At 73.3% G+C, this 21,200-nt stretch carries 1 protein-coding gene (only partly in view); it reads right to left on the bottom strand.

Features of this window, described 5'->3' with window-relative positions:
- Positions 1-21,200 carry the beginning of an EndoU domain-containing protein gene (locus AMETH_RS10440; RefSeq protein ID WP_156131646.1) on the bottom strand. The gene continues 22,861 nt to the left of window position 1, outside the view, so 21,200 of the gene's 44,061 nt are visible here — the first part of the coding sequence; its start codon is at positions 21,198-21,200; its stop codon lies beyond the left edge, outside the window.

Below are 21,200 nucleotides of genomic sequence, written 5' to 3'. Positions count from 1 at the left end.
TGCGCGGTGACGCCCTCCGGGAGCCGGAAGTAGGCCGTCACGACGTAGTCGTGCAGCATCTGCCGGACGTGGTCCTCGAACGCCGCCGTGACGCGGTCCACGATGTGGGCGAACCGCTCGCGGAACTTCTTCCCGCCGGGGCTGATGTCGTTGACCATCAGCTGGCGCGTCATCCGCGTGAGCCGGTCGACGGCTTCCACGTCGATCCGCTCACGCTCCATCATGGACTCGGTGGTGACCCGGATCTCCTGCGTGTGCGCGACCTTCAGGCTGGAGATCACCGAGCGCGTGACGAACGCGGCGCCGGCGATGATGGTCGCCCCGCCGCCCGCGATCACCGCGGGCACCGCGCCGAACGTGACGGCGGTGGCCGCGCCGGCGGTGATGGCGGCGGTGGTGGTCCAGCCGACCACGCCCCGCTTACGCCAGTAGCTGCGCAGCTCCTTCTTCGTCCGCTCGGTTTCCAGGCGCTGCTCCTCCGTCACGGTGACGTCCTCGAGCACCTTCGAGACGAGCTCCTGCTGCTCCTCCCGGGTCAGCCCGTCGGCGGCCTGTACCGCGTAGTGCGCGGCGATCAGCGCTTCGACCGGCGCGCCGAGCGCGAGACCGTCCTCCTCCGCGGGCTGGAGCCCCTTGCGGTTGCGGAACTTCTCGAACCGCTCGGACACGCTTCGCCGGATCTGCGCGCTGAGGTCGCGCACGACCTGCTTCGCCGATTCCGGGTCCTTGAAGTCACCGTAGGCGATCTTGTACGCGGTGATCGACGACTGGATCTGCTGGTTCTCGCGCCAGATCCCGTCCCGCGTGCCCGCCGGCCCGACGGCCGCGCCCTCCCGCGGCCGGAAGCCCCGGTCCCACAGCTCCTGCGCGCGGTCGTGGAAGGCCTGGATCACTTCGGCGGGCGAGCCGTCCATCTGGGCGAGCCACGCGTCGCGGTGGTCGGAGTAGTACTCGTCGACGAACCGCTGGCTGCGGTCGTCCGCGGTCTCGGCCTGGCGGGCCACCGCGTCGTCGCCGGTGCCCACACCGGGACCGACCGCCTGGTCGGGGTGCGGCACGAAACCCTTCTCCACCAACGACTTCGCCTTGGCGTGGAAGCCGTCCAGCACGTGCTTCGGGTAGTTCGACAGCACCTCGACCCAGGTGTTGTGGTGCCGCGAGAAGTACTCGTCGACGAACCGCTGGCTCGCGTCCCGCTCGGCGTCGTTCATGACCCGGACGTAGTTGCCGCCGCGCATCTTCGCGACGATCGCCTCGCCCTGGTCGGGGTAGCGGTCCATGATCGCGCGGTAGACCGGCTCCATCTCCGTGGAGTGCCGGTCGAGCTGGGTGCTGGGCATCATGCTGATGCCGTCGGAACCGAACAGCAGGCGGTCCTGGTGCTTCACCGCGAACTCGACGAAGCGCTCGAACACGGCCGGGTCGTCGCGCAGGTACTGGCCCAGCGGCGTCCACGAGAAGTCGTAGTTCAGGCCCGGCACCAGCTCCAGCATCCGCTCGAGCATGTCCAGGTGCTCGGCGGTGAGCGTCGTCCAGTTGCCAACGCCGAGGTGCGCCCAGATGATGCGGTTGCCGCGGAACTCGGGGAAGTGCCGCATCAGCGCCATCATCGGCATCAGGTTGCGCTCGTCCGGCGACCCGGACCGGAACAGCCCGTTCAGGTCGACGGTGGCGAACCCGTTGTCCTTGTGCAGCAGGAAGGTCTGGCCGGTCATCCGGTTGGCCCGCAGCTTCGCCACGAGGTGCGGGTTGAACGGGTCCGGCACCTCGGCGGGCAGGCTCGCCGCCATCTCCGGATGTCCCGCCGACCGGAGCAGGTACCGCAGCGTCTCGCCGTTCTCGACGAGCCGTTCCAGGTACGCGGTCTGCTCCATGGCGGACATGCTGTCCGGGTCGCCGAGGAGGGCGCGGGCCTCCTCGGCCGCGGTCCCGGTGAGCCTTCCTTCGGCGAGGTCGGTCTTGACCTGCACCGCGGCGGCGACGGACAGCTTGAGCTGGTTGATCCACCGCGGGTTGTAGGTGGTGTTGGCCTCGTCACCGAGGAGCTGCTTGATCGCTTCCTTGTCGTCGGTCTGTTCCGCGCCGAGGAAAGCGAACTCGGCCATCAGCATCGTCAGGTCGTAGCCCTCGGCGCCGGCGATGTCCCAGCGAGTCCCGACGAGACCGACGTCGGCGCGCCACTTCACGTCGTCGGAGAGCTCGTTGTACATCTTGTACATCAGCGCGTCGGCGAGCTTGCCCTGCAGCTCCAGCACGCTCTTCTCGTCGATCAGGCCGGCGCGCAGCGAGTGGATGAGGCCGTAGTAGGTGGCGCCACTGGCCGCGGCGAGACCGAACGCGCGTTCGCGGATCGCCGAGTACAGGATCCGGCCGAGGTCGCCGCGCGCGGCGCGGTACCGCAGCTGCCGCTCGGCGAGGCTCGCCTTCGGCTCGTTCTTCAGCCAGGCCAGCACCTGCTTGACCTGGGTCTTGAGCCGGCTGACCTCCTCCTCGCTCGCGGGCGCCTCCCGGCCGGCGCCGAGGTACTGGTTGTCCAGCGCGTAGCTGAGCAGGTGGTGGTGGACGTCGCTGATGTCGCGGGTGGACAGCCGGTTGGTGAACATCGCGAGCGCGGTGTCCAGCGACGTGCCGAGGTCCAGCAGCTGCTGCAGCGCGTCCGGCGCGTTGGGGTCGATCGCCTCGACCTTCTCCCGGAGGTCGTCGACGTCGATCAGCGCCTGGACGCCGAGGCGGCGGCCGAGCTTGCTCAGCATGCCGCGGCCTTCGATGTAGCGGTCGACGAACGGCAGGCTGTAGCGCGATTCGGTCTCGGCCCGGCCGGAGGCGACCACACGGCGCGTGATCTCGGTGATCTCGGTGTCGGTGAGCCCGGTGCGGTGCGCGATCTCGACGAGTTTGATGCCGTCGTCGGCGGCCGCGGTGACCGCGTCGCGCAGGCCGTCGACATAGGTCTCGTGCGCTTCGTCCCGGGCCTGCTCGGCGGCCAGGTACGCGTCGATCGCCGCGTCCAGCTGGGCCTGCGCGGCGCGGACGCGGGACGCGGCCTGGCGCAGGAGCTCGGTCCGGTTGCCCTGGAACGGCAGCGCGGCTTCCGCGGCCCGGCTCGCGCTGACGTAGCTCACCGGCAGGTTCAGCGCGTTGGCGACGGTCTGTACGGCGGTGGCGTCGCCGCCCTCGCTCCGCACGAGCGCGCCCACCCAGCCGCGACGGGCGTTGAGGTTCGACCGCGCCTGCCGCAGGTCCGCGGCAGCCACCCGGTACCGCTTCTCCGCGGCGCGACGGGCGGGTTCGTGCTCGCGCACCGCGCGGACGAGGCCCCGGCGGGCGCCGGCGACATCGCGCAGGTCGTGCCCGCGCGCGCCGTAGGTGGCGCGGTCGAGGTCGTCGGTGAACTCGCGGACCTTGAAGTCGGGGCGCCTGCCCTCGTCGAGGATCTGGCCCAGCGCGCGGGAGGTCACGTCGCGCGCGGTCCGTTCGGGGAGGCCGTCGTCGATCGCGTCCTGGCGCGCCCGCTCCAGCTCGCGGACCGCGCTGTCGTGGGACTGGGTCCACCGCTGCTCGGCTTCGGCCAGCCGGTTCGCGGCGTTCTCGGCGGCGACCGTGAGGCGGTCGCGGTGCTCGGCCACGAGCCGGATGGTGGTCTCGGCGTTCTGGCCGATGATCTCGAGCGCGATCTCCGGCGGCGGCTCGACCACGAACGAGCCCTGCAACGCCGCGGCCGGCTCGATGATTCGGGCTTCGACCTCGATGCGGCTCAGGTCGTAGGCGGACGCCAGCGCGTCCAGGACCAGGCTGTCGTTGGTCGGCACGCCGAGCAGCTCACCCAGCCGCTGCGCGACCCAGGGCAGGTAGACCTCGTCGTTCTCGAGGGCGTCCAGCGCCGCCGCGTACTCCCGCTGCGCCCGGGTGCGGGCGGCCCGCTGCTCGGCGACGCCCTCGGCGATCCCGTCCGCCGTGGTACGCAGCGGCTCCACCTGCGGGAACAGCGTGGCGAGATCGGTGGAGTAGGCGGTGAACCCGAGCGCCGGGACCGTGACCGCCGGGAGCGCGGGCAGGTCGGCCTGGGAATCCGGCGTGACCGGCCCGCGGGCGGGCGGCGGGTCGCCGAGGCCGAGGACGGCGTGCCGGAAGCCGACGACGCCGCGGAGCCCGTCGGCGACCATCCTCACCTGGGTGGCTTGCGCGGTGCCCGGCGGGACCTCGACCACGTACGGGCGGTGGTCCCCGACGGCGGAGCGCAGCCGCGGCGCGTCGATCCCCTGCACCGCGCGGAATTCGACCCGGTACGGGTTGCCGTGGGCGTCGGTCGCGCGGACGGTGACGGCGCCGTCGTCCGGGCCCGGCGTGACGGTGACGTCCCGGGCCATGTCACCGAGGGCGGCGCGGGCGACACCGCGCGTGGCCACGCCGGTCGTGATGGCCGCGCCCGGTTCGTGGGAGAACCGGCTGGCGTCCGGGGTGTTGAGCTGGTGGCGGAAACGCGACAGCGTGATCTGCAGGACGGCTTCCGCGACCACGGTCGGCAGCGTGTCGCCCAGTGCCGCGACGGGCAGCTGGATGTCGTAGGTGTTGCCGTTCTCGCCGAAGGTGTCGTCACGCGGGGGCACGCCGTCGCGGAGGTCGTGGAAGTACGGCCAGACGTCGGCGCCCTCGCGGACGGTCACGGTGAACGGCCGCTGGTCACTGTAGGCGACCTCGATCCGGATCGGACCGGCGCCGGCCCGGTTCGCGGTGACGCGCACCGGGTGCCCAGCCATGCGGGCCACGGCGGCCTCGGCGACTGTCCGCATCGGACGGTCGCTGCCCTCCCCGGCGCGGACCCGCTGCGGTGCCACGGGCTCCACGGTGGGGGCGGGCCGCGGCCGGACGGCGACCGGCTCGGGAGCCTGCACCTGCTGCGGGCCGGACGGCCGCGGCTCGGCGGAGTCGAGGGCCCACTTCGCGGCGAGCACACGCAGCCTGCCCGCGATGAGCTGGGTGCGGATGGTGTCCGGCATTTGGGCAGGCACGGCGAACCGGTCGACGCCGGCCACCTCATCCTCCACCACCAGGAGGCCGTCGGTGTCCCGCACCTCGGCCCGGTGCTGGTGGTCAGCCCGGTCCAGCACGGTGATCACGACACCGTCGTCGGTCGCGGTCACGGCGATCTGCTTGACGCGGCCCTTCAGGCCGGCGTCGTCGACCGCGGTGCTGACGAGGCCGCGCAGGTGCCCGACAGCGGCGGGATTCGGAGCGGGCGCGGTCCGGACGTCCGGGGACGACGCCGGCGCGGCCGGCACCCGGACCGGAGCGGTCGCCTCCGGGGCGACGGGAACCGGAGGCGCGCCTGTGTCGGGTTCCGCCGGTGCCGGAGCCGCAGGCGTTTCGCCGGTTCCAGCGGCCGGTTGCACCGCCTCCGGCGGCCTTGATCCGAAGACCGGTCGCAGTACGGAGGTGAGCTGACCCAGCCGGGTGTTCTCGTCGGTGCGCGCGGCGATTTCCGCCCGGACGGCACCGTCTTCGCCCGCCTGAACCCGGATGTCAGCGTGCTCCGCCGTCCGGATCTCGACCTGCCGAGCCGCGCCGTCCCCGCCGGGCACGGTCACCGTCGGCGCGTCGGACCGCTGCGACACCGTGAACTCGTCGCGCGACCAGCCCATCCGGGTCATCGCGGCGGAGACCTCGTCCGCGGTCACGTTCTCCGGCGCGGCCGTGTACCCCAGCGGCAGCTCGGAACCGAACCGCTCCGCGATGAGCCGGACCTGCTCGGCCACCTCCTCCGGGGCGGCTCGCGGGTTCAGCGATACCGTGGCGGCCTCGGTCATCCCGGCGTAGTAGAGCTGCAGCGAAACCTCGCCCGAACTGCTCTGGTACGCGACCACGTGCAGGGGCAGGCCCCGTCCGCGGGGCAGATCGTCCCGTGCCTCGCGCAAGAGCCAGAGATCGTCCTGGATCCCTGCCTCGTGCTGGTAAAGGGGCAGCGGCCGGCCGAGGTTCTCACTCACGAGAACGCGGCGCAGCACCTCGGCGAGGTGCTGGTAACGCGTGCCCTCGTCCACACTCGACGGAAGGAAGACCATCCGGGCGCCGGAGGCGTAGTTGTGGCGGCTGATCTGCGGTTCGCGGCACGCCTCGGTTTGGAACTCGAGGTGCAGCCGGCCGCCCGAGGGATACCTGCCCCGCAGGATCGCGTTTTGACCGCCGACCATGGTGAGGGTGACGTCGTCGATGCGACCGCGGAAATCCACCGCGTCGATGGCCGCTTCGAACTGCTCCACGGTCAGGTCGAGAGGCGGGGCGGAATCGGGATCGCTCCCGTCCTCGCGGCCCAGGCTCGGCTCCACCGCCGGCCGTCCGGTGCGCAGCGCGGTGGTGAACCGGTCGACGTGGTCCACACTGGACGGATACCGCCAGCCGAGCACCTCGTCCAGCAGTTCCGGCGTCCAGCCGCGCACCTCTTCGAGTTCCCCGGGCAGCGGGCCCTCGAAGGTCTGCACCGCCGCCAGCAGGATCCGGTGGTCCCTGCGCTCGCGATCCAGCATCAGCTTCGCGAAGTCGCCGTCGGACGCGGCGGCGGCGACGGCCGGGTCGTCGCTGAACGAGGTGATGACCTCCTTCAGCAGCCCGGTGCCCGCCACCGCCAGTGGCTGCCCCGGCCGCACGCCGGCCCGGCCGGTTGCCCAGTCGTAGACCGCGGACACCGAGCGGTACGGGGACAACCGGTCGCGCGCGGCCTCGTCGCCGGGGAACGCCTCGGCGAGGCCACGCCGGCTCAGTTCGAACGCCGTGCGTGCCTTCTCCTCGATCCGCTGCCGCACGAGGTCCGGGGATACGCCCAGCTCCGCGGCCACGACGTCCGCGAACGGCAGGGCCCATTCGGCCAGGTCGGCGCGCGTGGTGTCGTCGATCCGGTCGACGATCACCTCGGCGGGCGCCCGCCTCGGCCGGAAGTCCGGGTTGTCGTGCCAGGCGCTGTCGACGACCCGGCCGTCCGGGCCGACCTCGTGGCTCCACCAGCCCGTCACGTCCTGCCATGCGATGCCCGTCTGCAGGACACCGGCCGTGCCCGCGCCGCGCAGGCCGCTCGTGTCGATGTCGGCGCCGCCGGGCGTGTGGTGCTCGTAGACGTAGACCGTGCCGGAGTGGTCGCGCATCCGTCCGGCGGCGGCGCGCAGGTCCTCGGACGAGAGCGTCCCCTGCTCGCCGGAACCGTCCTGGTACGCCCGCACCACGTCCGCGCCCGGGCCCGACTCGCCGAGCGTGCCGATCCCGCCGGCTTCCCGCGCGGCCTCGGGCGCGGTCGTGGTGGTGTGGAACAACGGCGGCTGCTGGTGCGCGCGACTCCGGTACACGACACGGGTTTCCGTCCCGTCCGGGTTCGCGACCGCGCCCTCCCGCAGGCGCGACGGCAGTGGTGCGCCGGCGGTCTCCCGTGGCCGCGGCAGACCGCGCTCGCTGTCGAGCAGGGCTTCGGCCATGCGCCACTGCCGCACCGCGGCCGCGTCCGCGTCGGTGATCCCGTCGGGCGCCAGCCGGCCCAGCGCGGCATCCGGCGCCAGGAACGACCTCGTCATGCTCCGGACCGTGCCGGGCAGGACATCGGCCGCCTGCCGCAAGGCGAGTTCCAGCGCCTGCTCCCGCGCCTGGGCGTCGGCCGGGACGGCAGGCACGACCAGTTCGATCGCCGCCGTCTGCCGGACGTCCCCGCCCTGGATCCGTAGCGGGGCGACGTGCAACCAGGCCCGGCGGAACGCGTCGTCGGCGCGGACGCGCAGCACGGTCTCGGTGCCGTCGGCCAGCCGGACCTGGAAGAGCGTCCCCGTCCCGGCCGGGTCCGGCATCCGGCCGAGCAGGGTCGCTCCGGCCACGCCCGCCGCGAGCAGGTCCCCGGCCGTCGCCTCGACGGCGCCGGTCGTGGTCTCGCCGGTCACGGTCCATTCGGTGGAGAGCGCGACGTCCCGGCCGGGCACGATCGTCGGCTGGTTCTGCCGGAACCGGGCCAGCGCCTGGCGGGCGGCATCGCCCAGCTCCCGTTCCTCCGCGACACGCGCCGGGTGCTCCCCGGTCTCGCCCGCGCCCGGGGTGAGGATCCCGCCGAAGGCCAGGCTCTCGGGCGCGCCATCGGCTCGCGTGATCCGCACGGCGTCCGGGACGCCCTGGGTGTCCGGCACCAGCTCGACGCGAACGCCGTCACCGGCGTAGGCGCCCTGCTCGGCGTCGAAGCTCAGCTCGCTGTCCCCGTCCGGCGTGCTTAGCACAAGACCGGCACGCGCCGGCGCGAACTGGATCCAGACGTCACCGCCGTCCTCACCGGCGGTGTAGTAGAGCCACTGGTCCGCCAGCCGGTGCGCGGCCTCCGGCGAGGGCAGCCGGTCGAACCCAGTGAGCCCGTCGACGAGGCGACTGCCCCGGGAACCGGGTTCCAGCGGGACTTCCAGGTCGTAGAGCGACGACAGCGGGCCGGTGTGCGTCTTGCGCCCGGTGGAGCCGACGATGTCGAACTCCTGCGCCAGCCCCGACCGGTGCAGCGTCTGCCAGATCGAGTGGTTGATCGTCACCGGCGCCTGCCACACCGTGGTCATCCCGGTGTGCGGGTTGACCTGGGTGATCGGGATGATCTTCGGCCCGAAGAAGGTCATCATCCCGTGGTGCCAGTTGTAGCGGTCGTGCACGTGTACCTGGTAGTCGACCGACACCTGGGGCCTGCCGCCCGGCGTGGTAGGCGGCGAGACGGTGACGACACCGCTGACGGCGTAGTAGAACGTGCCGACGGCGTTGAACCAGTCGTTGCTCTGTTCCTTGACGCGGTACTTGTGGAACCGCTGCCAGCGGCTGGAGAACTCGAACCGGCCCGTCTCACCGCGGGCTTCGGCCGCCTGCGCGGCGCGCAGCGCCTCGTGCCGCACCTGCCGCGTGGCGTCGGCGTGGAAGCCGGGGATGTCCCGCATCATGCGGTCGGTGTCGACGACGAAGTCCTCGCCGGTGTTGCCGAGGAAGTGCTTGAGCAGCGCGGCGGCGGTGGTCTTGCCGGTCGCGTAGCCGCCGACGAGGAAGCCGTAGCCGAACAGGTGCTGGGTGCGGTTCCACACCGTCGGCCGCTCGCTGCCCCAGGCCCCGGAGCCGCCGCCCATGAGGTCCTCGCCCACCCGCGGTTTGGCCGGGCGCCCGGGGAGGACGGGGCCGTCGCCGGGCTGCACGGTGGCCGCGGTGCCCCACCGCGGTGCGGAGACGTCGATCCCGTGGCGCTGCTTGAGCTCGGTGAGCGCCTGGCGCAACCCCGCCAGCGCTTCGGCCACCGGCCGCACCTCGCCGTCACGCGTGCTGTCGGCCAGTTCCCGGGCGCGATCGGCGACGTCGTCCAGCGACTGCCGGGCGTCGTCGGTCAGGCCGGGCAGCGACAGCGTGTCTTCCACCGCGGCCACGACGCGGGTGACCAGCCCGAGGCCCTGCCCCGTCTGGGTGACCTCGGCCACCAGCTCGGTCAAGTCCCACAGCGTGACGCCGTCGTCGAACACGGCCGCGTCGTCCCCGGCGGGCAGGAGCTCCGCCGCCACCGGCGCCCACCGGTAGGCGTCCTCGGGGCCCACCTGCCTGCCGAGGGCCGCCGCGAGGTGCGCCTGCGCCCGTTCGCCGTTCGCGAAGACCCGGTCGAGGAACCGGCGGTCGAGCGGCGCGCCCGTCGTGTCCATCCACGCGACCAGCGCGCGCTGCTGCCGGAGGTGCTCCAGCATCGACGACCCCGGCGGCGTGGGCCGGCCCGCCGTGAGTTCCGGCTCCCACCGGTGGAACCACTCCGCCACCCGCACGACCGAGTCGTGGAGCCGCCGGACGACCACCGCGCGGCCCGCGTCGAAGTCCGCTTCCTCCAGATCGCGCTGGTAGTTCCGCATGCGCTGGAGCGCCTTGCGGACCATGTGGACCTCGTCGTCGGTGAGGATCCCGTCGGTCCGGCCGAGCATCCGCTCGCCGACCCGCGTGGCGAACTCCCACGAGGTCTCGATGGTGTCGACGGCGTCGGACAGCAGGCGGGTGAAGTCCTCCTGCATGATCCAGCCGGCCGCGTCCGGGCTCGCTTGCGCGTCAGCGGTCGCGGTGGCCGGACCGGGCGTCGCCGCGGGAACGCCGGTGACCAGGTTGCCGATCCGCGGCAGTGTGACGGCTTCCCAGCCGGCCCACTCGCCCCGCAGATCGTTCACCGCCTGGTCGAGCGCGGCCGGCGCGTACAGCCCGAGGTCGAGGGCGATCTCGACGAGTGCCCGGCTCCGCTCCGCCGGATCGGACGGCAGCGGTGGCACGACGACGTCCGCCGGGGCGGTCTGCACCCAGCGCCCGCCCGCCAGCCGCGTTCCCGGTTCGGCGTCGCGGGCGGCGACCACGTCCGCGCGTAGTTCGAGGCTGGGCAGGACCACCTTCGCGGTGCCCGCCGCGTCCGGGTCGACACGCACGCGGAAGCGCAGCACCGGGCCGTCGCCGCGCGCGGCCAACAGCCACGTGGTGCCGTCACCGGCCGGGTCGGGCCGGATGTCGCCGGCCCACGACTCGCTCGCCAGCATCCCGCGCAGCGTGTCCGCGATGGTGCCGGCGTTGCTGGTGAGGTCCGCGTCCGGCGCGATGCGGATGTGCCGGGTGCGCATCTCCGGGCCGTCGAGCACGACCACCGTGCGCTCGCCCGACGGCAGCCCGGTGATCTCCAGGTCGTCCCCGGCGGGCAGGTCCGCCGCGACCTCGCGCACCGGCGGCAGCTCCGAGTGCAGCTGCTGCTCCAGCTCCCGGGTGGCCTCGGCGAAGTGCGAGCCGGTCTCCGCCCCGGCACCGAGCAGCGCGGTCCGGACCACTTCGGCCCGCCAGTGCGGGTCCACGGGCAGCGCGGGCAGCGTGACCTCGACCGGCCGGGACTGCGTCCAGTGACCGTCCCGCGCGTGCTCGGTCCCGCCGTCGGCCAGCCGCAGGGCGGGCGCGTTCACCCGGGCGCCGGTGACCGTCGCGTCGACACGCACCGCGACGGGGAAGTCGCCCAGTACGGCCGACACCGTCGTCCCGTCGAATGAGAGCTCGCGCGCATCGAGGTCCCGCAGCACGCGGGTGACCGCGTCGGCGGCCAGCGCCGGGTCCGCGGTCGTGGCCAGGCCGGGCGGAACGGGCCAGAGGTCGAGCCGGATCTCGCGGCCCGGGACCTCGAGTACCGCGGCCGGCTGCGGCGCGGGCGCCGTCCCGGTATCCGCCGCCACCGGCGCCGGGACGACCACGGCCCCGGTCTCGGCAGCCAGGGCCTGGACCGTCAGCGGGACCGTGGCCAGCAACCGCACGCCGAGCGCCTCGGCGACCTGCACCCGCCACTCCGGCCCGGCCGGCACCGCGGGCAGCACGACCCGCACCGGGTCCTGCACCCAGCGGCCGCCCTGCTGGCGGGGCCGCGGAACCGTGACCCCGGGTTCGGGGGCGTTCGCGTCAACGCGGACGGTGAGCTGCCACTTGGCGCCGCGGTCGGTGACCGTCCACGTGGTCTCGGCGCCGTCCGCGATCCGCTCGGCGCCGACACCCGCGCGGGCGAACACGCCCGCCAGCGAGTCGGCGAACCCGGCCTGGTCGGCCACCGTGACCACGGCGGCGGGGAACGAGGGCAGGGCGAGGGACGGAGCGGCGGCCTGCCCGGTGCCGGCGCCGGTGAACGCCAGAGCGGTGAGCACGTTCTCCTCGGCCTGGCGCACACCGTCGAGCAGGCCGCGGCCGTCACCGTCCACAGCGGACATCCAGGCACGCAGGACGTTGCGGTCGCCGATCTCCCGCGCCCGCACCAGGTCGTGGATCAGCTCCGTGAGGCGGCTCGGGTCGCTCGTGCGCAACCCGGTGACCGCTTCGGTGAGCGTCACCGGGTTGAGGACGCCGATCGCTTCCCGGACGAAGGCGGTCGCCAGCACCGCGAGCGGTTCACCCGTGCGCAACCCGATCCGGCCCGCGTAACCCGGGAGGTTCGCGTTCATCTCACCGGCGAGAGCGAACGCGCCCTCGGCGAGCGCGTCGAGGCGGCTCTCCACTTCGGACACCGGCAGGCGCAGAGCATCGGCGATCGCCTGCGCACCGGCCTTGCCGAAGGCCGCCAGCTCACGCCGGGTGACGTCGTCGAGCGCGGTGACGACCCGGGCCGCGCTCTCCGGTGTCAGGACTGCGGAATCTCCGCCAGTCCCTGTTTCGGCAGATCCATCGCGTCCAGCAGCTGCCACAGCGTCCGGCGTTCGTCCGCCGTCACCGGGATCCGGTGCCGTCGCAGCAGCGCCACCGTCGCCTGCGTCAGATCCAGCCAGTCCCGCTCGTCCTCGGCGTCCGCCATCTCCCAGCGGTCCGTCTCCGGGATCCGCTGCTCGAACGTCGGCCGCAGCGTCCTCGCCGTCGGCTCGATCTGCGCTTCCGGCAGGCTGGTCACCTCGGTCAGCGCCGACAGCTCCCTCGTCACGCGATCCAGCAGCGTCCCCACGCCGGTCGCCCTCGCCGCGTCCGCGAACGTCTCCAGTAGCGTCTGAAGTTCGGCCCGTTCCCGTGTCGACACCGGGCTCGCCAGCCGGCTCAGCGACCCGATCAGCGCCTGCACCGTCAGGAACCACTCCCCCGCGTCCCGGTTGCGGCGCACCGCTTTCAGATCCGCCGGATCCAGCCGGTCCGCGAACCGTTCCGGCAGCCGCGCCATCCGTGCCGCCACTTGTTCCTCGGACAGCGCCACTGCCACCGCCACCTCCGCGTTCCGGGTTGACCACCACGCCGGGCCCGCCGGGGCGGGGCGAGGCGTCCTCGATCTTGTTCTGCTTGGTGACGAAGATGTCGACCTCGGCCCCAGCGTAGGCCGCGCGCAGCAGATCGTGCTTGGCCCGCTCCGGGACCTCCTCGATCCGCCCGGCGCGGATCGCTTCGTCCGCCGACTCGGTCAGGATCCTGCCGAGCCCGCCCGATTCGTTGAACCAGCTTTCCGGGAACTTCGCGACCCCGGGCGCCCGGCTGTTCGGGCCGTGCTTGTTCTCCAGCCGCTTGAGCACCTCGTCGCTGATGGTCGCGGGCGTGTCCGAACGCGACGGCGCGGCGGGCGGCGGGTTGCGCACGACACCGCGGCCGCCCTCCGGATGTGCGGTGAGGATGCCGATGCCGTGCCCCGGCAGGACCACCACGGCCATTTCGACACCGTCGCGCACCGCGGTGAGCCGCCAGGTCTTCGGACCCTCCTCCCACAGGACGCGGTCGGGGTGCCGGGCGATGCGCTCGATGATGTCGCGCACCGCGGCGTCGTCGCCCCACCGCTCAGGGAACTCGTCCTTGTTCGGCTTGCCCAGTCCGTGGCGGTGTCCGCCGCCGGTCGAGTCGCTGTCGAGGATGTGCCGTGCCCTGGCGTCGTTGAGCAGCAGCTCGTTCGGCGCCGGGAAGTCGGGGTGCCCGGCGACGGCGTCCCACCCGTTCGGCCGCGCGCCGTCGGCGAAGGCCTCGATCACCTCGGCGACGGTCCGGGTCGGGTCACCGGCGTCGTTGGTCAGCGGCGCCAGGGTCATGGCGGGCAGGCCGGGCTGGTCGACGATGGTCGCAGGCAGGGCGGGGCCCAGCACGTCCCGCTCGGCGCGTGCCGCATCCGCGTTGTCGTGCACGCGCACGACGGCGATGTCGGAACCGTCGCCGCCGCGCACCACGAAGTGCGCCGGCAGGCGGCCGGTGATCTCCCCCTCGGCGCGGGTCAGCGTCACCGCGGGCTCCCCGAGCCGGCCCGCGACCGCATCGGCGACATCCGCGTCTGCCATCCGCGTCAGGCGCGGATCGTTCTCGCGCCCCAGGCTGGGCTCCACACCCGGTTCGCCGCGCTCGATCGACACGGTGAACCGGTCCACGTGGTCCACAGTGGACCCGTACCGGTACCGCAGTACCTCTTCGAGCGTCCGCTCCGACCAGCTGCGTGCCTGGGCGAGTTCAGCGGGCAGCTGGTCGCGGAGCCCGCGCAGCCACTCCCGCAGCAACACGTGGTCGTCGATCTCCCGCTGCACCATCAGGTCGGCGGGCGGGCCGTCGAAGGCCGCGGCCGCCAGGTGCGGCGGGGTGCGGAAGGAGGTGATGACCTCCTTCACCAGCGCGGTCGCGACGATGCCCAGCGGCTCGCCGGGACGCAGGCCCACCCGGCCGGTCGCCCAGTCGTACACGCCGGACGAGCCGACGTACCACACCAGCCGGTCGTGGGCCGCGGCGTCGTCGGCGAACGCCTCCGCCAGGCCGGCGTCGGTGAGTTCGAACGCGTCGGCCATCCGGTCCTGCAGCCGGCGGCGCACCTCGTCCACCGTCACGTCCAGGCCGCGCGCGACCACCTCGAGCCGGTGGTCGGCGAAGCGCACGACCCGCTCGCGCGTCGCGTCGTCCAGCCGGTCGACGACCGTGCGTGCGTCCGGCCGCGCTACCGGACGGGGATCGCCGTCAGTCCCTGCCTGGTCAGATCCATCGCGTCCAGCAGCTGCCGCAGCATCCGATGTTCCTCCGGAGTCACCGGAATCGCGTGCCGTTCCAGCAGTTCGACCGTCGCCAGCGTCAGATCCGGCCAGTTCTCCAGTTCGTTCTCCTGGATCAGTTCCCCGCGATCGGGCTCCGGGATCCGCGGCGCGAACGTCGCCGTCAGCGTTTTCGCCAGCGCGGTCGCTTCCGTCGCGTCGAGACTCGGCTGTTCCCTCAGCGACGCGAGGTCCTGCTTCACCTGTTCCGCCCGCCGCCTCAGCGGTTCCGGATCGTCCGGGCTGTCGAACATCTCCAGGTAGCTCGCCAGTTCGGCCCGTTCCCGCGTCGACACCGGCCTGTCCAGCCTCCGCAGTGCCCGGATCAGCGCCTGCACGCTCATCGGCCACTCGCCCACGTCCAGCGTCCGGCGCACCGACGTCAGCGCCTGCTCGTCCAGCCGGTCCGCGAACCGGTCGGGCAGATCCGCCATCCGCTGCGCGATCTCCGCCTCGGAGAGCTGCACCGTCCCGGCTCCTTCCCTCTTGCTGGTCATCCGCGGATTCCACGACCGGTTCGGCCCTGTGGATGACGTTGTTCCGGTCGATGGCGACCCGCACACGCACGCCGTCGTGTTCACCGTAGACCCAGTCCTGCTTCTTGCGCCCCAGCGGTTCGAGCGGGGTCTCGGCGAGCGCGTCCGGCTGCAAGCCGTCGGCCACGATCCGCGTCAGGATGGTCTCGAGCTGCCCGGGTTCGAACCACTCGGCGGGAAACTTGGGCAGCCGCGCGGGGCGGTCCGGGTGCCGGAGGTTCTCCAGCTGGGCGAGCACGGCCTCGGGCAGGGTGGGCGCGATCTCGTGCCGTTCCGGCGTCACCGGCCGGGGGTTGGTGACGACCCCACGGCCCTCCTCCGGGTAACTCGTGGCGATCCAGCCGTCGGGCAGCACGACCACCGCGACGACGACCCCGTCGTGCTCCCTGGTCACGATCCAGGAGTTGTGGTCCTCGTCCCACTGGCCGGCGGTCGGGTGTGCCGCGGTCTGCCGGATGACCGCCTCGATCCGGTCGTCGCTCCACCGGGCGGGGAACTCGGTCTTGCCGGGGACCCCGGTGCCGTGGCGGTGCCCGCCGCCGCGGGTGCCATCCAGGATGTGGTCGTGCAGCACGTCCTGGTCGAGCCGGATCCGGTCCTCGGCGGGGCGGTCCGTGCGGAAGGCGACGTCCGGGTGGTGCCAGCCGTTCGGCCGGGCGGTGTCGGCGAAGGCGGCGGCCACCTCGGCGACCGTGCCTCCCTCGGTCAGCGGCACGACGGCGAAGCCGGCGCCGGTGTCGCCCAGCTCGCCGACGTGGGCGGGCTCCAGCGTCACGCTGAGGCCGGCCAGCTCGCGGCGGAGCGCGCCGAGGTCGGCGTGCGTCCGGACCACCGCGACCTCGGTGCCGTCCGGGGTGCGTGCGACCAGGTGGCCCGGCAGGTCCCCCTCGGGCCTGCTCAACGTCACCCGCGGGACGTTCAGCTCGGCGGCGACCTGGCGCGCCAGACGGCCGCTGGTCAGCGCGCGCCGGACCTCCGGGGTCAGTGCGGCGTCGGCGGGCACCGGCGGGTTGTCGGTGAGGCGCCGCAACTGCGAGTCCAACCAGAACCGGCGGGGGTCGCCGCGGCGCAGCTGGTCGCGCTGCCGCGCGATCTCGGCCACCTGCGCGGCGTGCTGCCTGCCCTCTTCGGTGGTCAGGTGGATCTCGACGGTCCGGCCGTCGGCGGTGGTCCAGGTGGTGTGCCAGCCGTGCCACTGGCGGCCACCGAACTGGGTCGCCGACCGGCGGCCGAACGCGCCGTCGACGTCGGTCAGCGTCAGGCCGTTGGCGTCCAGCTGATCGGCCACGCTGAGGCCCGCGACGAGGTAGTCGTCCGCGGGAACGGTGATGGTGAACCGCGACTCCCCGTCCTCGGTCAGGGCCGCGCCGCGCACCTCGCCGACCGCGTCGGCGATCGGGTCCGGCCGGGTTTCCGGGTCCGGCGTGGTGCCGGGTGCGGGATCGGGAGCCGTGGTGGTGCCGGTGGTGGTCGCGGGGGTGCGCAGCCGCACCTGCACGGGCTGGCCGGTCTCGGCGTGCCGCAGGTCCACCCGGTCGCCGGTGGCGCCGGTGACGTCGAAGCCCCGGTCCGCCAGCTCGGTCAGCAGCGCGTCGCGCGAGGTCGCGTCGGCCAGGTCCACGGCGTAGCGGACCGGCCCGGTCCCGCCCAGGTCGTCGAGCGTCGTCGGCCGGACCTGCGCGCCGTCGGTGGCGGCGACCGCGGCCTGGAACTGCCCGAGCACGCGCCCGGCTTCGGCCGCGGACAGCCGCCCGGCTTCGGTGTTCGGTCCCGGCAGCGGCTCGGCCTGGACGGTGTGGCCCTCCGCGTCGACCACCGCGGCGATGGTCAGCCCGTTGCGCTCACCGCGGACCGCCCAGAGCCCGGACTCCTCGTCGTAGGTCGCGACATCGGGCCGCCGGACGACATCGCGCACCACTTCGCCGAGCACCAGCCGCGGGTTCGCGCCCTCATCGAACCAGCGGCGGGCGACGCGGATCTGCGTGGGGTCAGTTGCCTCGGGACCGTGCCGCTGCACGAGACGGTCGAGCACGTCGCCGGACACTTCGAGGTCGGCGATCGGCGGCCGGTGTTCGTGGTCGGCCACACCCGCCAGGTCCCAGGCGTTGTGGCGCTGCGCCGACAGCAGCTCGATCGTGCTCAGGTCCGGTTCGAGCACGCCGCGCAGGATCTCGGTGCGCTGCCCGGAGTCCGGGTCGAGTTGCGCGGCGTGGGCGCGGGCCGCGACCGAGTCGGGTGTGCCGAACCGCAGCACGAACCGCTCACCGGTGACGGGGTTGGTCCAGCGCGTGGGGACGCCGGATCCCGCGTGGTCCCACTGCAGTTCGGTGGTGTCGGGGCGCAGGCCTGCCTTCGCGAGCGCCTCCATCACCCGGCCCGTGTCCTGGCCGAACGAGGCGGCGTCGGGCATCCGCACCGCGAGGTGGCGCGGCCCGCCCTCCGCGGTCTGCGGCGCGAGCGCGTCCGGCACCAGCCGCGCCCCGCGGACGGTCGTCATGACCGTCCTGGCGAGCGGGACGACGCTGCGGTCCCGGTAGAGCGCGACCGTACCGTCGGTGAGGGTGCCCATTCCCTGCAACGTGGTCCCGACCTCGCCGAGGACGTGGCGCCACTTCACCCGCTCGGAGATCGTGCGCTGGAAGCCGTCGCTCAGCGTCTGGTCCGACACCCGCAGCTGCAGGGGTTCGGCCTGGACCCCGTCGGCGGTGAACCGGGGGTAGACGACCTGGTACTCGCCGGCCGCGAGCTCGGAATCGACCGCCAGCACGGCGTCGACCGTGACGTCGTCGTAGACCAGCCGCACGACGTCGTCGTGGAACTCCACCCGCTGCGGCAGCCGAGCGCCCGATTCGGGGAGGCGCTGCAGCGGGATCGCGTCGCCGAGGGACGGCGCCGACGGGGTGGTCACGGTCTGCGGTGCCGTGGTCCGGCCCAGGCCGCGCACGAAGGAGTCGAACTCGCGCACGACCGCGTCGCTGTCGGCGGTGGTGTCACGCGTGACGGTGACCGAACCGCTGACCGGCTCGCGCGGCACCCGCGACAGCTCGCGGTGGTTGACCGCCCGGTGCGGCTGGTCGCGTCCCGGCACGCCGTCGGCGACCGTGCGCAGCCCCTCTTCCAGCAGCGCGTCGAGGTCACCGCGGCCGATCCGGATCGTGGCCTCACCGGTCTGCCGGGCGGAGCCGTCGGGCCGCACCTGCCAGGTGCCCGCGTCGACCTGCACGTGGTTGTCGGGCACCCGGTCGTCCAGCAGGACCTGCACGAGGACGCGGTTGCCGTTGCCGTACTGGACGACCAACGGCCCCTCGCCCGGCGTGCCATGCAGGGCGGTGGCGATGCGGTGGCTCGCGAGGTCGTTGTCCGGAGTGGACTGCTGGCGGCGGGTGATCGCGTCGGTGAGGTCCTGGGCGCTCGGCGTCGAGGGCATTCGGTCGGGGCCGGCCTGCACGGTGCGGGGCAGCGCGTGCCACCTCGTGCCCGGCTGGGGTGTCGTCGCGCCCGCGACCGTGCCCGCGTGGGTGAACACCAGGGACGGCGTGAGCCCGTCGGGCAGCGGGCTGCGGGCGTAGAGGTGCTCCAGGACCCGGTCCATCATGGCCCGGTTCTGCTGCATGACCTCGGCCAGGTCCTCGGAGACCAGGCTCGAGACGTGGACCTCGTCACCGCGCACCTGCATCGCGCCTGCGGACAGCTCGTCGTTGAGGGTGAGGAAGAACTCCGCGGCCTGGTTGTCCGGCGAGATCACGCTGAACATGCCCGTTTCCCGGTCCACCTGCACGGTGTAACCCGCCTCGTTCAGGGCGTCGAGGGTGCGGGCGGTGACGGCCGTCGCGGTCTCCGGCCCGCGCTCGGCCCTCTCCGGCGGCGTGTCCGGGGTGAACTGCTGCCGGTGCTCACGGTTGTCGGTAGTGCGGACGGCGTCGTCGGGGTTCCCGTCGCGGGTGCCGGAATCCGGGTTCTGGGAGGTGTCGCTCTCCTGGCGGCCCGTGGCGTCGGGGTTCCGGCTGTCACCCTCCTGACGCCCCGTCGCGTCCGGATTCCGCGCATCACCCTCCCCACGCCCCGCGGCATCCGGATTCCGCGCATCACCCTCCTGACGTCCGGGTGCGTCCGGGTTCTGAGTGGTGCCGCCTTCCTGATGTGCCGGCGCATCCGGGTTCCGGGTCGCACCGTCGCGGGTGGACGTTCCGGCGGAATCACCTTCGGCGCGCCCGGAGTACGCCGCGTGGCCGGCGTCGCGTGTGGACTGTTCGGGGTCGGGCGTCGTGGTGCGGCTCGGCTGCGTGCCGGTGTCGCGGGTGCTCGTGGCCGGGTCGCCGCCCGCGGTGGCCACCCGGCGCTGCTCCTCCGGCGCCGGGGTGGCCTCGCTGTCCGGGGTCTCCGCTCGCTGCGGCTCGGTGTCGGGCGTCGTCTGGCGTTCCCCGTCGGACGGTGCGGTCCGGCCGTTGCGCGACGACGCGTCCCCCGCGCCCGAGCCGGAACCCGAACCGCCAGACCCGTGCGAACCCCCCGCACCGGACGGCGTGCCGCCCCGGCCCGCCGAGCCCGCACCACTGCTCGACCCGCCTCCGGAACCCGACGACGACCCACCGGTCCCACCACCGGTCCCACCGCCGGTCGCGGTCTGCGTCCCGCCGCCGCCGAAATGCCCGGCGGCGGGCGCGGCACCGTCATCACTCCACGTGACACCGGCAGGCGCCTGCCCGGGCGACTGCCCGATGAAGTTCGAGAAGTCGTTGCCCGCGTGGAAGTTCGTCAGCAGCCTGCGGTCGGCCAGGTTCGCCTGGAAGTGCTCGCCCAGCTCGAACTGGAAGCTCATGGAAGACCGGTCGAACTTGAAGAGCTGCGTGCCGCCCGCGTAGAGCTCCTGCACACCGCCGACCGCGCCACCGAGCGCGGCCTTCTTGAGGTTGTCCCAGCTGAGCGGGTCCTCCCCCGCCTGCTGGCCACCGCGGGCGCTGCGCGCGGTGGTGTCGTGCGGCGTGCCCTCCGCGTTCATCAGCTTGTCCATGCCCGCGGTGAACCCCACGGACCCGACCTGGCCGATGACACCGCCCGCGGCGCCCAGGATGACGTGCGCGGGCAGCCCCGCCGCCAGCGCCAGCGGACCACCACCCAGCGAAGCACCGACGAAACCCGCGGCGACGTTGGTGAAGTTGACCCGGTACTTGTCCCCCATCTCGATGTCGGTCAAGACCTCGCCGGCGAGGGAGCCGCCCGCGCCGTACATCGCACCGCTGCGCACGCCGTAGCCGAACAGCCGCTGGCCGATGACCTTGCCCGCGCCGCCCTGCGCCACGTGCGTGGCCACGACCTCCGCGATCCGCCGCTCCATCTCGGGCGTCATCGCACCCCGCCGCGCGACCTGGCCTTCGCGCAGGAGCCACTTGGGCCCGCCCCGCCGGGCCGTCTCGGTGATCGCGCGGTTGAGGGCCCGCCCGCCGTAGGCCTTCCCGAGCTGCTGGGCGATTTCCCGCCGGATGTAGGAGTTCTTGATCTGCGGCATGATCCGCATCAGGGTGCGCTCGACCTCACGCGCCCCGATCCGGCCCGCCGTGTGCGCGAGGTAGATCCGCCAGCCGCGGGCGATCGCGTGGCCTGCCCCCTTGATGGTGAACTGGCGCGTCACCGTCTTGATGATGATCTCGCCGATCTCCTGGAGCGCCTTGCGCAGAACGGCACGCAGCGCCAGCCCAGTCGCGGTGATCGAGGCGGGAATGCCGGCCAGGCTCTCACCGACGCTCGCCACCGCGGCGGCCAGGGAGACGGCGATCTCGGTCACGGTCATGACCAGCATGACCTCGTAGCTGTTCTTCGCCAGCGCGAGGCTGGTCTGGAACTGCCCGACTCCCATGCCCATTTCCATGGCGTTCTGGGCCGCGCCGAGGATGACCTTGCTGAACTGCGTGGACGCGGCGGCGAACTGCGCGGGCGCGGCGCCCTGGTAGCCCTGCGTCACCATCTCGGTGAGCGTGCCGAGCTGCCCCTGCAGGTCGGCCAGGTCCAGCCCCTTGGCACTCCAGAAGTCGACGAGCGGCTGGACGTCGTCCGGGTGCGCCTCCGGGTACTCGCCGAGCCACCCGTCGATCGCCGCGCGGACGATCGGCGGGAGCACCGGGAACGGGAGCCAGTCGTTGACGTCGCGGATGAAGTTGTCGGCCGCGTCCCCGAAATCCGCCAA

The sequence above is a fragment of the Amycolatopsis methanolica 239 genome, from assembly GCF_000739085.1.
GTDB lineage: Bacteria > Actinomycetota > Actinomycetes > Mycobacteriales > Pseudonocardiaceae > Amycolatopsis_E > Amycolatopsis_E methanolica.
Note: the sequence above shows the minus strand (reverse complement) of the source record. Positions and strands in the feature narration are given on the sequence as shown.